The organism is Pseudodesulfovibrio indicus (assembly GCF_001563225.1).
Lineage (GTDB): Bacteria > Desulfobacterota > Desulfovibrionia > Desulfovibrionales > Desulfovibrionaceae > Pseudodesulfovibrio > Pseudodesulfovibrio indicus.
The window spans coordinates 2703313-2719503 of record NZ_CP014206.1 but is presented as its reverse complement, the minus strand read 5'-3'; the positions used below and the strand labels follow the sequence as shown (position 1 = coordinate 2719503).

11 protein-coding genes and 1 other RNA gene are annotated in these 16191 nt (G+C 61.2%); 8 read left to right on the top strand and 4 right to left on the bottom strand.

From position 1 onward, the window contains the following. Positions 1 to 63 precede the first annotated feature (63 nt). Positions 64 to 1188, bottom strand: coding sequence for a tRNA nucleotidyltransferase/poly(A) polymerase-related protein (locus tag AWY79_RS12260; RefSeq protein ID WP_066804302.1), 1125 nt, complete (start codon positions 1186 to 1188; stop codon positions 64 to 66). Between the two features lie 50 nt (positions 1189 to 1238). On the opposite strand from AWY79_RS12260, the gene AWY79_RS12255 reads away from it, so the two are divergent. The 3 genes from AWY79_RS12255 (at position 1239) to AWY79_RS12245 (ending at position 9830) form a co-directional block, all read left to right on the top strand. Further along, positions 1239 to 2105, top strand: a complete 867-nt coding sequence (locus AWY79_RS12255) for a biotin--[acetyl-CoA-carboxylase] ligase (protein WP_233490917.1) — start codon at positions 1239 to 1241, stop codon at positions 2103 to 2105. 68 nt (positions 2106 to 2173) lie between these two features. Next, positions 2174 to 5875 carry a pyruvate carboxylase gene (locus AWY79_RS12250; protein WP_066804297.1) on the top strand — a complete coding sequence of 1234 codons (3702 nt, stop codon included), beginning with the start codon at positions 2174 to 2176 and terminating at the stop codon, positions 5873 to 5875. A 364-nt stretch (positions 5876 to 6239) separates the two neighbouring features. After that, the gene (locus AWY79_RS12245) at positions 6240 to 9830 is read left to right on the top strand and encodes a PEP/pyruvate-binding domain-containing protein (protein WP_066804294.1); all 3591 of its coding nucleotides are present in this window, start codon (positions 6240 to 6242) and stop codon (positions 9828 to 9830) included. A 73-nt stretch (positions 9831 to 9903) separates the two neighbouring features. Here AWY79_RS12245 and AWY79_RS12240 read toward each other — a convergent pair whose 3' ends face one another. Together AWY79_RS12240 and AWY79_RS12235 are read right to left on the bottom strand one after the other, a co-directional pair. Next, on the bottom strand, positions 9904 to 10200 hold the full coding sequence (locus AWY79_RS12240; RefSeq protein ID WP_066804292.1) for a hypothetical protein: 297 nt from the start codon (positions 10198 to 10200) through the stop codon (positions 9904 to 9906). 147 nt (positions 10201 to 10347) lie between these two features. Further along, positions 10348 to 10728 (bottom strand): flagellar protein FlaG, encoded by a 381-nt coding sequence (locus AWY79_RS12235; RefSeq protein WP_066804290.1) that lies wholly within the window; start codon positions 10726 to 10728, stop codon positions 10348 to 10350. Between the two features lie 272 nt (positions 10729 to 11000). Here AWY79_RS12235 and AWY79_RS12230 point away from each other — a divergent pair, with 272 nt between their 5' ends. The 5 genes from AWY79_RS12230 (at position 11001) to AWY79_RS12210 (ending at position 15142) form a co-directional block, all read left to right on the top strand. Next, positions 11001 to 12119: a FapA family protein gene (locus tag AWY79_RS12230; protein WP_066804288.1), complete on the top strand. Its 1119-nt coding sequence runs from the start codon at positions 11001 to 11003 to the stop codon at positions 12117 to 12119. A gap of 3 nt (positions 12120 to 12122) precedes the next feature. Beyond that, complete coding sequence (locus AWY79_RS12225; protein WP_066804285.1) at positions 12123 to 12875, top strand: motility protein A; 753 nt, start codon at positions 12123 to 12125, stop codon at positions 12873 to 12875. Between the two features lie 21 nt (positions 12876 to 12896). Further along, positions 12897 to 13664: an OmpA/MotB family protein gene (locus AWY79_RS12220; RefSeq protein ID WP_066804282.1), complete on the top strand. Its 768-nt coding sequence runs from the start codon at positions 12897 to 12899 to the stop codon at positions 13662 to 13664. 5 nt (positions 13665 to 13669) lie between these two features. Then, positions 13670 to 14422: a flagellar motor protein MotB gene (locus tag AWY79_RS12215; protein WP_066804279.1), complete on the top strand. Its 753-nt coding sequence runs from the start codon at positions 13670 to 13672 to the stop codon at positions 14420 to 14422. A 204-nt stretch (positions 14423 to 14626) separates the two neighbouring features. Continuing rightward, positions 14627 to 15142 (top strand): DUF4410 domain-containing protein, encoded by a 516-nt coding sequence (locus AWY79_RS12210; RefSeq protein ID WP_133987291.1) that lies wholly within the window; start codon positions 14627 to 14629, stop codon positions 15140 to 15142. A 209-nt stretch (positions 15143 to 15351) separates the two neighbouring features. Here AWY79_RS12210 and ssrA read toward each other — a convergent pair. After that, positions 15352 to 15736: a transfer-messenger RNA gene (gene ssrA, locus AWY79_RS12205) on the bottom strand. Positions 15737 to 16191 lie beyond the last annotated feature (455 nt).

Genomic DNA, 16191 nt, shown 5'->3' with positions numbered 1-16191 from the left:
GTTGCTGTGTTTACTGTGGTTCGGCTCAGTCAGGCATAGTATTATGCGGTCGGGGTGTTTTTGTCAAAACGGAGTTGCTCCGCCATCCACCTTTTTCAGCTTCATGGCGCGCAGGGAGCGCAGTTTCTCGCCCGACGCGGCTCCCTGGTTCCTGTCCTTCGGGGCGAGACGCACGGCCAGGATGACGGCCAGGTCGCGCTCGGCCCGGTCGGCGAAGTCTTCGCCGTGGTCGGCGCGGACCAGCCGGAACAGCGGTTCAAGGGTCCGGGAGAGGTGCAGGTCCATGAGCAGGTCCACCCTGGTGGAAGGGCGCAGGGCCGGGTAGCTGGCCGCGGTCATGTGCCAGCGGGCCGCCTTCATGCCCGCTACCTTGTGTCCGTTGGACAGCCGCAGGCGCAGGGCGAGGGTCTCGGCCAGGGCGACCCCGGCCAGGTCGTGCCCGTGATGCCGGGGGAGCTTGTCGTGCGGGGTCAGGGTCTTGCCCAGGTCGTGGCACAGTCCCATCCAGGCGGCCATGGGATCACCCGCCAGCCGGTCCATGACCGTGCAGGTGTGCTCGAAGATGTCGCTGTCGTGATAGGCGGGCGGCCCGGCCGGAATATTCCTGGCCATCTTGAGTTCCGAGAACCAGGGGTCAAGGCAGTCCGCCTCGGCCAGGAGCCGGAGGAAATTGCCGGGCTTTGCGCCTTCCAGGGAGCGCTGCAGCTCCTGGCCCACCCGGTCGGCGGCAATGGTCTTGAGCAGCCCCTGGGCCGAAGCGTCGCGCATGGCGTAGATCAGTTCGCCGTGCGGGGTGAAGTCCGAAAAACGGGTCCAGAACCGGGCGGCCCGGAACACGCGCAGGGGGTCGTCGGAAAGGGAGTGGGACGAGGCGGGGCGGAGGATGCGTTTTCTCAGGTCTTCCAGCCCCTGCGGGTGGCAGATCAATTCGCCGTCCTCGCCGAGCAATTGCGCGTTGACAGTCAGGTCCCTGGCTTTTACTTCTTCTTCAAGGGAACCCGCGCGGGGAAAGGAGAATTCGACGCCGTCGACCAGGAAGACCGGGAAGGCCCGGCCCACCTCCTGGGCCTGGGGAAAGGTCTTCACAAATTCCTCGCGGGTCGCTCCGGTGACCAGATAGTCCCGGTCGTGCAGGGGCTTGCCGAGCAAGAGATCGCGGACTGCGCCGCCAGCCAGGTACAGCTTCATTGCCTACTTCTAGCACAAGGTAAACCATGATTCCAACAGGAATTTATCTCATGGAGGCCGACCCTGAGCGATTGTCGGCCCTGCACCCGTCCTGGGATAAGGACATGCGCGCCCTCGGCCCGTGGGAACCGGCAGGACCGGACGCGCCGGACAACTGGCTGCGGGCGCGGCGGGAGACTTCGGCCACCGTGGTCCTGGCCGAGTCCTGCGCCAGCTCCATGGAGTTGGCCCGACGCTTGGTGGAGGAAGGAGTCCTGGGACCGTGGGGCGCGGTCGTCTGCGCCCGCCAGACCGAGGGCAGGGGACAGCTCCGGCGGCCGTGGCAGTCCCTGCCCGGCAACGTCCACGCCTCCATAGTGCTCCCGCCGACACCGTCCGATGGCGCGTGGGCCGGGGCCATGCGCGACCTGCTCCCCCTGGTGGCCGGACACGTCGTTTCCGAGGTCCTGACCGGACTGGGAGGGGAGTTCCGCGTCAAGTGGCCGAACGATATACTTCAGAACAACCGCAAGGTTGGGGGCATATTGATCGAAGAGCGAAACGGCGTGTCCATCGTCGGCGCAGGGCTTAATCTTGCGGACTGTCCGTCTGATTTGCAGATGCGCGAAGATCATTCAGTTCCGGCGGGAAAAACCCGCCTTCCATACTTTTCCGGCGGCCCCGGCACCCTTGTTGAGACGCTTGTAAGCCGTGGGAAAAGCGTGTATGTAGTCATGCTCGACGAGATTCCACCCACTCGATTCATCACAATGTTCGAGAGCAAGCTCGCCTGGTTCGGACGAACTATCTTGGTCAGGGAAGGGGACGACACCTCTTATGAGGCCGCCTTGGCGGGCCTCTCCTTGGATGGTGGACTCGTTTTGCTGCGTGGGGGTGAAAGATCGGTGCTGCATTCCGGCTCGATTTTTCCTCTCTAGGCCCCGAACGTGGCTGGAGGGGCCGTGAGGGTTTTTGTTATTTTCCGTCCAGGAGACCAGTGAGATTCATGAAGCCGAAGTCCTTTGAACAGGTACTCGAAGAGGTCAAGGGGAAGCGGATTCTCGTCGCCAACCGGGGTATTCCGGCGCGCCGCATCTGCCGTTCCATCACCGAAATGTTCAACGCCAAGGCGATCATGACCGCCACCGACGTTGATAAAACCTCTCCGGCAACCTCTGGTGCCAACGAGCTGCTCATGCTCGGTTCCGACCCCCGCGCCTATCTCGACATGGACAGGATCATCCGCGAGGCCAAGGCGAACGACATCGTCGCCATCCACCCCGGCTGGGGATTCTGTTCCGAAGACGACGCCTTCCCGGCGAAATGCGCAAAGGAAGGCATCATCTTCATCGGGCCCGAACAGGAGCCCATGCGCATCCTCGGCAACAAGGTGGCCGTGCGCAAACTGGCCATCGAGCAGGGCGTCCCCGTGGTGCCCGGCTCCGAAGGGGCCGTCTCCATCCCGGAGGCGCGAGCCATCGCCAAGGAGATCGGCTTCCCGGTCATGCTCAAGGCCGAGGGCGGCGGCGGCGGACGCGGCATCTACGAGGTCTATCAGGACGAGGACCTGGAAAACGCCTTTTCCAAGGCTTCGGCCCTGGCCCAGGCGTCCTTCGGCAACCCCCGCCTGTACGTCGAAAAGCTGCTGACCTCGGTGCGTCACATCGAAATCCAGGTCATCGCCGACCAGTACGGCAACGTCTTCTGCCTGGACGAGCGCGACTGTTCGGTCCAGCGCAACCACCAGAAGCTGGTGGAGATCACTCCCTCGCCGTGGCCCAAGTACACGCCTGAACTGCGCGCGCAGCTCAAGGAATATTCCCGCCGCCTGGTGTCCGCCGTGGGCTATTACTCCCTGGCCACCGTGGAGTTCCTGGTGGACGCCGAAGGCGTCCCGTATCTCATCGAGGTCAACACCCGGCTTCAGGTGGAGCACGGCATCACCGAATGCCGCTACGGCATCGACCTGGTGGAGGAGCAGATCGCCATCGCCTTCGGCGCCCAGCTCCGCCTCAACGACGAGAACACCAAACCGTTCCAGTGGGCCATGCAGTGCCGCATCAACTGCGAGGACCCGCAGAAGAATTTCGAACCCAACTCCGGGCGCATCACCCGCTACGTCTCGCCCGGCGGCCAGGGCATCCGCATCGACTCCTGCGTGGGCGACGGATACCGCTTCCCGTCCAACTACGACTCGGCGGCCGCGCTGCTCATTGCCTACGGCAACTCCTGGAACAAGGTCGTTGCCCTGATGAACCGCTCCCTGCGCGAGTACATGGTCGGCGGGCTGAAGACGACCATTCCGTTCCACCGCAAGATCGTGAGCCATCCCCGGTTCATCGAGGCTGAGTACGACACCAATTTCGTGCGCCAGAGCTACGCGGAGCTCATGGACTACTCCGACCGCGAGCCGGATTCCCTGCGCCTGACCCGGCTGGTGGCCGAGATCTCCGCGCTGGGCCACAACAAGTATGTCCAGCTCGGCGACTACCGCAGCCGCGACGACAAGCGGGTGGGGCGCTTCTCCCTGGCCGAGCCGCCCGAGGTGTCCACGTGGTTCGAGCCGCGCTTCTCGCGCAAAATGGACCGCGAGGCCATCCTCGACACCCTGCGCACGGACCGTGAGGCCGGCATCATCCACATGACCGACACCACGACCCGCGACATCACCCAGTCCAACAGCGGCAACCGCTTCCGGCTGGCCGAAGACCGCATCATCGGTCCCTCGCTGGACAAGTGCGGCTTCTTCTCCCTGGAGAACGGCGGCGGGGCGCATTTTCACGTGGCCATGCTGGCCAACATGACCTACCCGTTCTCCGAGGCTGCGGAGTGGAACAAATTCGCTCCCAACAGCCTCAAGCAGATCCTCATCCGGTCCACCAACGTCCTGGGCTACAAACCGCAGCCCAAGAACGTCATGCGGCTCACCGGCGAGATGATCAACGAGCACTACGAAGTCATCCGCTGTTTCGATTTCCTCAACCATGTCGATAACATGCGTCCTTTCGCCGAAGTGGCCATGAATTCCAAGCGGAACATCTTCGAACCCGCCATCTCCCTGTCCTGGGCCAAGGGGTTCGACGTGGACCGCTACCTGACCGTGACCGACGAGATCGTGACCATGTGCGCCGAGGCGGGCGGGGTCAGCAAGAAGAAGGCCGAGCAGATGATCATCCTCGGCCTCAAGGATATGGCCGGCGTCTGCCCGCCCAGGTTCATGCGCGAGCTGATCGGGGCCATCACCAAGAAATATCCCGAACTGGTCATCCACTCCCACCGGCACTACACCGACGGGCTGTTCGTACCGACCATGGGCGCGGCCGCCGAGGCCGGCGCGCACATCGTGGACGTGGCCATCGGAGCGAGCGTGCGCTGGTACGGCCAGGGCGAGGTCCTGTCCACCGCCGCGTACATCGAGGATGAGATCGGCCTGAAGACCCATCTGGATAAGGACATGATCCGGGCCACCAACTTCCAGCTCAAGCAGATCATGCCCTACTACGACCGGTACACCGCGCCGTACTTCCAGGGCATCGACCACGACGTGGTCCGCCACGGCATGCCCGGCGGGGCGACGTCCTCCTCGCAGGAGGGCGCGCTCAAGCAGGGGTACATCAAGCTGCTGCCCTACATGCTCAAGTTCCTGGAAGGGACCCGCAAGATCGTCCGCTATCACGACGTCACTCCCGGCTCGCAGATCACCTGGAACACCGCGTTCCTGGCGGTCACCGGCGCGTACAAGCGGGGCGGCGAGCGCGAAGTGCGCCGGTTGCTGAACATCCTCGACGTCGTCACCCTGTGCAACGAGTCCGACCTGACCAGCCTGGAACGCGATGCGCGCCTGGATCTCTACCGGGATTCCAACGACGCCTTCCGCAACCTGCTGCTCGGCAAGTTCGGCAAACTGCCCCTGGGCTTCCCGGCGGACTGGGTCTACACCTCGGCCTTCGGCTCCGGCTGGGAGACCGCCATCAAGGAGCGCACCGAGGCCTCCCCGCTGACCACCCTCAAGGATGTGGACCTGCAGGCGGAGAAGAAGGCGTTGCAGTCCCGGCTGCACAGGCAGCCCACGGAAGAGGAGTTCATCATGTACCTCAACCACCCGGGCGACGCCATCACGACTATCGACTTCTGCGAGAAGTTCGGCAATATCAACAACCTGCCTGTCGACGTCTGGTTCGAGGGGTTGGAGAAGGGCGAGATTCTGGAGTTCCAGGGCAACTGCAAGAAGCCTCACCTCATGCGTATTCTCGACATCTCCGAGCCCGACGAGAACGGCATGGCCGTTGTCCGCTATGTGCTCGATTCCGAGATCATGAGCCACCAGGTCAAGGTGGCCGAGCCGGAAGTGGGCGGCAAGGACGCCACCGAGTTGGCCGACCCGTCCAACCCGTTCCACGTCGGTTCGCCGAGCAACGGCGACCTGTGGGTTACCCACGTCCGCCCCGGCGACCGCGTCAAGGCTGGCGAGGAGCTGTTCAACATCTCCATCATGAAGCAGGAGAAGTCGGTACTGGCCCCGGTGGCGGGCATGGTCCGCAGGGTCATCAAGTCCGCCAACTACACCGAGGACAAGAAGATGATCCCGGTGGTGGAAGGGGAGCTGCTGGTGGAACTCGGCCCCGAGGCCGGGACCTGCCCCACCTGCAAGGTGGACGTTCCGGTTGAGGATTGCAACTTCTGCCCCAATTGCGGTCAGAAACTGTAAAAAAATCATCATCGGCCAAGAAATTGGTCTGGTGACCCCTGATCTCCCCCCAGTGGGGGAGGGGTAATGTGACAAGCAAGCCGACGCACAGCAACTGTGCGTCGGCTTTTGCTTTTTTTATTTTTCAGCTTCTGTTGAATTCATAATTGTGACGATTTCAGGATGGATTTATTGGTATTAAAGGCATAATGGTCGGACCAATTGTTTCGTTGACTAAGGGGTCCGGAAGCTTGTAAGCGGTATCTCGAAGCCCAGGTTTTGATTGGTATTCCACTTGCTATTCACACCAGCGGTAACCGCTGTCCGGGAACGCGTTTGGTTGAAGAGACGCCCCGGAAATACACGGACTTTCCAGGAGGAAACAATGGCCAAAGCCAAGAATGACGCAGCGGAAAAGGCACCGGCAGCCAAAGTAAAGAAGCCCGATGCCAAGGTCGAGTCGCTAAAGCAGAAGTTGGTGCTGACCGGCGCCGAGATCAAGAAAATCGGCGAGGACGCCGAGCTGCTTGTGGGCGGCAAGAACTACAACACGGCCATCATCAGCCAGGTCCCCGGCATCCGCGCCCCCGAATTCAGGGCCATTTCCTCCCACGCCTTCCACACCATCCTGGACGACACCAAGGTCAACGCGGCCGTGGTCCGGGCCACCGTGGACAAGGAGTACAACAAGATCGACTGGAACTCCGACGCGGTCAACGAGGACTCCGAGTACCTCCAGCACTTCGTCCGCGAGGTCGGCAAGAAGATCCGCGAGCAGTCCCAGAAACAGTCCGGCACCCCGATCCGGCTGCGCACCTTCATCAACAACGTTGTCGAAGGGTTTGCCACCTCCCCGGAGGGCATCGACCAGCTGCGCATGCGTTCCGTGCTGGTGCAGTCCGCCATCCTGTCAGTCGAAGTGCCCGAGGAGATCGCCAAGGAAGTCAAGGGCGCGTACACCTCCATCTGCAAGGAAGCGGGGCTGGACGACGTTCCGGTGGCCGTGCGTTCCTCCGCAGCGGGCGAGGACAGCCGCAAGAAGGCCTTCGCCGGTCTCCAGGATACCTACCTTAATATAGTGGGTGCCGACGAGTGCCTCCAGGCCTACCACTGGGATTGCGCCTCGGCCTACAACCTGCGTTCCATGACCTACCGCCGCGAGGCGATCCTCGACGCCATCACCAAGGCTGAGGAGACCGGTGACGATTCCATCGCCGAGACCGCCAAGAAGGAGTGGGCCATCGAGCACACCTCCCTGTCCGTGTGCATCATGCGGATGATCAACCCGGTCATCTCCGGCACCGCGTTCAGCGCGGACACCGCAACCGGCTGCCGCGGCACCGACCGCAACGACCTGGTCTCCATCGACGCCAGCTACGGCCTCGGCGAGGCGGTCGTGGGCGGCATGGTCACCCCCGACAAATTCTACGTCTTCCAGCGCGAGGGCGGCCGCGAGGTCGTCATCCGCTACATGGGATGCAAGGAAAAAAAGATCGTCTACAAGGAAGACGGCAGCGGCACCCACGTGGTCAAGGTCGCCGACAACGAAGTCTTCCGCTGGGCCCTGTCCATCGCCCAGGCCGAGACCGTGGCCCAGGGCGTGCGCAACATCTCCCGCGCCTACGGCGGCATGATCATGGACACCGAGTTCTGCATCGACAAGACCGACCGGCTGTGGTTCGTCCAGGCCCGCCCGGAGACCCGCTGGAACGAGGACTTCGAACAGCATCCGCACACCATCTTCATGCGCCGCCTGGAAGTGGACAAGAAGGCCATCGACTCCGCCGAGATCATCCTGGAAGGCAACGGCGCATCCCGCGGCGCGGGACAGGGTACGGTCAAGTACCTGCGTTCCGCCCTGGAGCTGAACAAGATCAACAAGGGCGACATCCTGGCCGCCGAGCGCACCGACCCGGACATGGTTCCCGGCATGCGCATCGCCTCCGCCATCCTGGCCGACGTGGGCGGCGACACCAGCCACGCGGCGATCACCTCCCGCGAGCTGGGCATTCCGGCCATCATCGGCATCCAGCGGCTGGAGGCCCTGCGGTCCATGGACGGCCAGCAGGTCACCGTCGACGGCTCCCGCGGCAAGGTCTACCGGGGCGAACTGCCCCTGGTCGAGGTCGGCGGCGAGATCGACGTGGCCGGGCTGCCCGCCACCAATACCAAGGTCGGCCTGATCCTGGCCGACGTGGGCCAGGCCCTGTTCCTGTCCCGCCTGCGCAACGTGCCCGACTTCGAGGTCGGCCTGCTGCGCGCCGAATTCATGCTCGGCAACATCGGCGTCCATCCCATGGCCCTCGAGGCCTACGACAAGGATGTTCTGAATGACCTCGTTGACGAAAAACTCAACGAAATGGATCACATGCTGACCAAGGTCATGAAGGAGCAGCTCGACTCCGGCCTGATCACCATGCCCCTGAAGCTGCGCGAGTACGTGGGCCTGATCACCGGCCTGACCCGCGAGATGGAAGCCCTGGCCGAGCAGGAGGGGGCGAGAAGCTCCGACCAGGTCCTGGCCATGCACCGCAAGCTGCGCGAGATGGACCACAAGCTCGACGAACACATCTCCTACGCCACCGAGCGTCTGGACGTCCTCAAGACCTCCATCGATCCCGAGGCCCACGTGGCCGTGGTGCTCGGCTTCCATGACATGCTTGAGGCGGTTCCGGCCCCGCGCACCGAGGCGTGGAAGATCCGCCAGGCCCATGACAGGATCGTGTCCGAGTATGTGAGCCGCTTGAAGGACGATCCCGAATTCACCGCCTACATCGACAGGATCACCCGCCTGCGCGAGGAAGTGGCCCACAAGATGGGGCTCAAGTCCGAGATGGATGAAGTGGCGACCCTGCCGGAGCGCATCCGCAGGCTGCTCGAATCCCGCGGCTACACCACCGGCAAGGAGAACTACATCCAGACCCTGTCCCAGGGACTGGCCCTCTTCGCCATGGCCTTCTACGGCAGCAACATCGTCTACCGGACCACGGACTTCAAGTCCAACGAGTACCGGAACCTGCTCGGCGGCCTGCTCTTCGAGGCCCACGAGGACAACCCGATGATCGGCTACCGCGGCGTGTCCCGCAACATTCACGACTGGGAGCTGGAGGCCTTCAAGCTGGCGCGCGGCATCTACGGCGGCACCAACCTGTCCATCATGTTCCCGTTCGTGCGCACCCTTGAGGAAGCCCGCTCCATGAAGCGCTACCTCAAGCAGGTCCACAACCTGGAGTCCGGCAAGGACGGCCTCAAGGTCATCCTCATGGCCGAGATTCCGTCCAACGCCGTGCTGTGCAAGGAATTCCTCAAGGAAGTGGACGGCTTCTCCATCGGTTCCAACGACATGACCCAGATGGTGCTGGCCACCGACCGCGACAACGCCAGCCTGCAACACATCTACGACGAAGAGGACCCGGCGGTTGTCTGGGCCATCCTGTCCGCCATCTTCGCTGGCCAGAAGGCCGGCAAGAAGGTCGGTTTCTGCGGCCAGGGCGTATCCAATTCCGTCATCCTGCGCGGCCTGGTGACCATCGCGGGCATCGTCTCCGCCTCGGTCGTGCCGGACACCTACCACCAGACCAAGTTCGACATCGCCGCCATCGAGAACGAGGGCATCAAGACCCGCGACCTCGGTGCCTGGCTCAAGAAGCAGCACATGGTCAAGCTCCAGGCGCTGCTGGAGGAGAACAGCTACGGTCACATCCTCAAGAAGTACAAGTCCCCCGAGGACTTCATGGAATGGTACGAGGGCGAGCTGGACCGCTTCAGCGAGCAGCTGCGCGACAACATGGAGACCCCCAAGGAAGAGTTCTACCGCCAGGAGATGGAGCAGTTCCGCGCCACCTTCCACAAGCCGGTGATCTACGCCAGCTGGGATTGGCACCACACCGTGGAGGACGCCATGCGCCACGCGGGCTTCAACACCTTCGACGAGCAGGAGGCCGCCCTGGCCGTCCAGCGCAAGAAGGCCTGGTAGGGCGCTGCCCGACGAAAAGACAAAAGGCCCCGGTCCATGGACCGGGGCCTTTTTGCGTGCCGTGGAATCGTCGCTAGGCGATCTTGTCCGTGATGGAGCCGAGGCCGGTGTCGAAGACCGCCTGGTGGACGGTCTGCTGCACGTCGTAATCCGTGCCGGTGGATGAGAAATCCGTGCCCGCGCCGAAGAAGTCTTCCGTGCGCGAGGCCACTTCCGCACCCGCAACGGCCATTTCCCGTTGGTCCGCGGCATGGCCGTTCTCGCCGGACCCGATGACGTCGCTGGCGTCCTTTATGGAATCCGGGGCCGAGAACAGGCTGTCCATGGACATGGTCTGGACGGTGTCTGTGGAAATGGAAATGTCGGGCATAAGCGGCCTCCTTTCGTCGGGCAGTGGACATTTTTACTATGCCCAAAGGGGTGCCGCTTGGCAAGCCCGGTAGAAACGCGAGCAAACGCCAAAGACGCTCCCTGGCCATTGGCCGGGGCGCGATCGTTGGCGAATCGCGAAAACGGCCTACAGCACTTCGTCCAGGAACCCCTGTCCGAGATTCTTGAGGGACTTGGTCAACTTGATCAAGTCGTCCTCGGGAATCTTGCGGATGGTCTTGCCGTTGGAGTCGATGACCTCCACCTGGATGGTGTCGTTGTTTTCCAGGACGTTGAACTTCAGCTTCACGTCGTTGGAATCGAGGGCCTGTTCCGCCTCGGCTATGATGGTTTCCAGTTCTTCCCTGGTCGGGCCGATCTCGTTGCCCTTGACGTCCTTCCGGGCCATGAGCGAGTCATCGCGTCCGGGGTCGTCATGGGCAGGCGGTCTTTGCACTGCCTTAGCCTGGGCGGCGCTCTCCGAGTGCAGCCCTTGCTTCACGTCAATATTCATTTCGGGGATATTCATGGTCTCCCTCCCTGGTGTTGCACGAATCATCCCAAGCCAATTTGCCTCTTGGGTATACTATCGGCAGATCCTGCATTATCTTTAGGGCCGGGAAAAATCTTGGATCAGATATTCTCTTTACCATTATAAAGATGATAAATATTGACGCTATGTCGATAATTAAATAATAATTTCAGAGTTCCGGCCATGCGCTTTCTACCTTTGGGAGAGGGCGCAGGGCGTGTTGATACCGCAATGGACACTCTCTCCCACAGGAACCTGTCGAGGGGTTAATGCCTTTTTTCCTCAAACATTATTTTGATCCCGATTGGGACCCGGCCAAGTTGAGACCCCGGGAACAGGCTGACGGCAGCGTGAATCATCACGAGCGGCATTTTGTCGCGAACGTGACCGCAGGAACCCTGATCGCGGAATGGATTCCCCTGGAAGAAGCGGGGGAGGGTGTTGACGAGCGGTTCGTCTCCGAAGACAAATCCTTTCCCGCAGGCAAGGGCACCGGCATCAAGCGCGACCAGCCCGACAAGCTCTTTGCGGCCGTGGACGGCTATGCCTGCTACAAGGAAGGGCGCATCCTGGTCAGGAACCCGCTGACAGTACACGGCGACATCGATTACCGTACCGGAAACGTGGATTTTATCGGCAACATCGTGGTCGAAGGGTCCATCAGGGGCAGTTTCTCCATCGAGGGCGGCGACATCAAGGTCGTCGGCCAGGTGGAGGGAGCGCGCATCAGGGCCCGGGACAGTCTGGACTGCCGGGGCGGGGTCAAGGGCGGAAAGCAGGCTGTGCTGGAGTCCGGCAAGGACATGAAGCTCGCCTTCTGCGAATACGCCACGCTGCTGTCCAAGGGCGACATCCTGGTCAAAGGGGCGCTGATGCACAGCAACGCCTATGCGGGGCGCCGCCTGGCCGTGGGCAGCCGGCTTACGGGCGGACATTTCTGCGCCTACAACTACATATATGTGGGCGAGCAGCTGGGCGGGGGCATGGACACGGACACCATGCTCATTTTGGGGTACAAACCCTCGCTTTTATATGCCGACAAGCAGTATAACGAGCGCATAAAGCGACTTCACGAGGATATAGCCTCCTATGAAAAGGCCCTGAACAAGGGGGAAGAGTTCCGAACGGAGTATCAGCCCCGCCTCGAATCGGCACGCAGCGAGTTGAAGCTGCTCAAGGACATGAAGGTCAAGCTCTGGGACGGCATCTACGCCACCGAGCGGCTCAATGAGTGCAAGGTGATGGTGCCGGGCCTGGTCAAGCCCGGGGTCGAGGTTTGCATCGGCTCGGCCTACCTGCGGGTCAACGACTTTTTGGAAGACGTATATTTCTACTATGACAACGGCGAAGTGAAAATCGGTGCCTCAACCGGGAAAAGCAAGAAATAACATATGGATATTGCAACTCTTATAGGATTGGCGGGTGCCTTTGGCCTGGTGCTGACCACCATTTTCATGGGCGGCAACGCCGCAGGGTTCATCGACATCCCCTCCGTGGTCGTGGTCATCGGCGGCACCTTTGCGGTGACCTTCGTCATGTTCCCCATGGGGGTGGTCATCAATGCCTTCAAGGTCGGGATGAAGACCCTCATGTTCAAGTCCAACGACCCGCAGGACATCATTCGGCTCATCACCTCGCTTTCCGATACCGCTCGGAAAGAAAGCCTGATCGCGCTGGAAAAGGTCAACATCGACAATGCGTTCCTCAAGAAAGGGGTGATGCTGGTCGTGGACGGCTCCAGCGAAGGGCTGGTCCGTTCGGTCATGGAGATCGAGCTGGAATTCATGAAGCAGCGCCACCGCCAGGGCCAGGCCGTGTTCAAGGGCATGGGCACCATGGCCCCGGCCTTCGGCATGATCGGCACGCTCATCGGCCTGGTGAACATGCTCTCCAACCTTTCGGACCCGTCGTCCATCGGCCCGGCCATGGCCGTGGCCCTGCTGACCACCTTCTACGGCGCGATCATGGCCAACGTCGTCTTCCTCCCCATGGCCACCAAGCTGGAGGAGCGGTCGGGCGAGGACGTCCTGTTCATGCAGATCATGATCGAGGGCGTGTCTTCCCTGCAGAGGGGCGACCATCCCTCGGTGGTCAAGGAGAAGCTCCAGGCCTTCCTGTCTCCCGCCCTGCGGGAAACCGCCTAGGCACGTCAGGACGGAGGATTCATGGCCGGAAAAGCCGAAGAAGTCATACGCAGAAAACCGCCGGAGGACCCGCCGGGCGACGAGGGGCTGCCGCCGTGGATGGCCACCTTCGCCGACATGGTCACGCTGCTTCTGTGCTTTTTCGTGCTGCTCCTGTCCTTTGCCGAACAGAGCGAGGAGAAGTACCGTGACGCCCTGGGGTCGCTGAAGGGGGCCTTCGGCGTGAAGGAGACCAGGGCCGTGTCCGACGAGATGGCCCAATACAACACCAGCTCCAAGGCGACCAAGGAGATGGCGGCCAAGATTTCCCATGACGAGCGGCTGCTTCTGAGCGTGGTCATGCGCATCAAGTCGCTGCTTGAAAAGGTGGACACCAAGCTCATGGAAGGGGCGGGGGTGAGCGCCGACCGCGACGGGGTCGTGTTCAGCGCCAGTTCCGCGGCCCTGTTCAAGCCGGAGACCGCCGAGCTCAGGCCCGAGGCCTCGGAGATTCTCGATGCGGTCATCAAGGTTCTGAAGGACTACAAGCTGAACATCGTGGTCCGGGGGCATACCGACGACCGGCCCATCTCCACCAGCCGTTATCCCTCCAATTGGGAGTTGTCCGCCTCCCGCGCGGCGGTGGCCCTGGACTACATCATCAACAAGGGCAAGATCGAGATCAACCGGGCCAAGGCCGTGGGGTATGCGGACACCAGGCCTCTGGTGCCCAACGATACGGAAGAGGACCGGAGAAAGAACCAGCGGGTCGAGTTTTACCTGCACATGCCCCAGAGGGACGCCTGGTAACCGTTATGGCCGAACAGGAAGCGTTGGAACAGAAAGGTGGCGGGCCCAAGTCGGACCCGCCCAAGCCGGAGGAAGGCATTCCGCCGTGGATGGCGACGTTCGCCGACATGGTGACGCTGCTCCTGTGCTTTTTCGTCCTGCTCCTGTCCTTCACCAACCAGGACGTGACCAACTTCAAGATGCTCATGGGCTCCATCCAGGAGGCCCTCGGCGTCCAGTACGAAGACAGGGCTGCCCTGTCCACGCCCTATGCGGACACGAGCTTCAAGGAGCGCGAGAGCGTCCGCGAGAACCGCGAGATCGTCGAGCTGGGGGCGTTGCTCAAGAAGGCCATCCGGGCCAAGGACCTGACCAGCATGGCCCGCGTCAGCACGGACAAGTCCGGCGTCATGCTTCGGCTGAGCAGCCAGGCCATGTTCAAGAAGGGGTCGGTGGAACTCAGCGCCGAGGCCAGGAAGGGTTTGGACATGGTCATCGAAGCCATGGGCAAGACCGACTTCAACCTCATAATTCGCGGACATACCGACGGCGATAGGCCAGAATCCAATCTCTACGGCTCCAACTGGGATCTGTCCGCCGCCCGCGCCGCCCGCTGCCTTCGCTATATCCTCGACCATTCTGACATACCGGCCACGCGCATGAAGGCCGTTGGCTACGGCAGCGCCAAGCCCATCCTGCCCAGCACCTCCGAGGAAAACAGCAGCGCCAACCGCCGCGTCGAATTTTTCTACCTCCCGGCAGGCCGCTCCAAGTGGTAGCCCGGACGTGAATCAACACTGTCAAGGCCCCGCCCATTCGGCGGGGCCTTGTTGTTTGAAATCAGGGCGGGCGCCTTCTCACCGGATGCGATGGGAAGGAGTGATGCGGACAGTGTGTGTAATTGATTATAAAAGACTTGATCACCTCCGCGTCGCTTGATAGGTGATTATGAATTCCAAAAATTCAAACAGATAAGGTTGATAATGAAGAAAGCGCTGCTCTGTCTGACCCTGGTTGTCGTATTGGCGGGTTGCGGAACCCGGCAACACAACATGATCTTTGATAACGGCGGTACTTCGTTGCCCGCCTCGTCCAAATACTCGGTCGGTTCGGCTCGGAACGCTTCCGGTTTCGTTTTCTCGGATGACGATGAGGGGTTGGATATTGCGGAGAGCATGAAAACTGCCCTTGTCGATGAATTGAACCGGGAAGGGCTGTATCAGGAAGAGAATCCGGACTATTCCATCGACGTGACTGTCAAAAAGTATGAACCGGGCAACGCGTTCGGCCGGTGGCTGATGCCCGGAGCCGGCTCGACCGTTTTGGAGGTTTCAAGCCAGGTCCGTGCGTGCGAATCGCCTGTGGGGCACATTGAGACCAAGAATACGGTTGAGGCGGGCGGAGTCTATACCGTCGGCGCCTGGAAGGATATCTTCAAGGATGCCGCCGAGGAAATCGTCAAGGAATTGAAGGAGTCCATGGGACTGATCAAGGAATAGAAACCATGGGCACAAGCCGGCGACAGCCGAAAGGGATGCCTGTCGGGATCGGCGCGAAACAGTGGCTGGGAAGCTCTATGACGGTCGGTTAGCCTAAACAGGGGCAAGGAGAGCGGGACCGGAGAGTGCCACTTCCTTCCGACAGACTGTTTTCTCATTCACTGACAACAAAAAAAACCGCCCCATTGAGGGCGGTTTCTCTTTGTTGTTGGTGGAGGCGGGGAGAGTCGAACTCCCGTCCGAGAACGATCCGCGAAAGCGTCTACAGGTTTAGGTCCGGATTAAAGTTTCGCACGGCGGGTTGCTCCGGGCCGGACGGCCGCCGAACTAGTTCCTATTTGAGTTTCGCAACATAAGCTAGAAACGCACGTATGAAGCTAGCCCTATGATTTGACGATCCAGCCCGCTTATAAGGCGTCGGCGGGTGAATCGTGACAAGCTGTGTTGTCAGTTGCAACTCTGCAATTAAGCAGCCATTGCGTATTCGTAATTGTCGTTGGCAATTATCTTTGTGGTCGATTTTAACGAGGCCATCGACCAACCTCGACCTGCGGCTTCGGCTTCAACTATCCCCGTCGAAACCAGTGCGCCCCCATGTCAAAGAACCATTTGGACAAGACCTATATAAGTTCTCCCTGCGGTTTGGCAACCAAAACCGCCGAATTTCCCCAAATTGCCCAAAGTGCTGTGTCTGATCCAATAAAACAAATGTAATCAGATAGATGATAGAAGTCTAAAGAAAATCTAAATATTATCTAGACTAAAAAGCAGGCGGATTTGGCGGTGTGGCGGCGGGAAAATCGATCCTTTGGAACCTCAAAGGGTTGGAGAATCCGGCCGGGCCAAAGATCGTCTAGACTGCGGCGTGCGAAGGCGTGGAGGCCGGGTTGCCCCGGCAAACCGACGGTTGGGGATGCCGGGCAGGGTAGCGGACGGGGCGAAAGCCGGAGCATCGGGGCGTAAGATCGGATACGCCGGGGAGAATCGCGGAGGCGTGGACTCGGTTGTTCGCAGGGGGATGTGACGGGCGCGCGCCAGATCGGCCAATG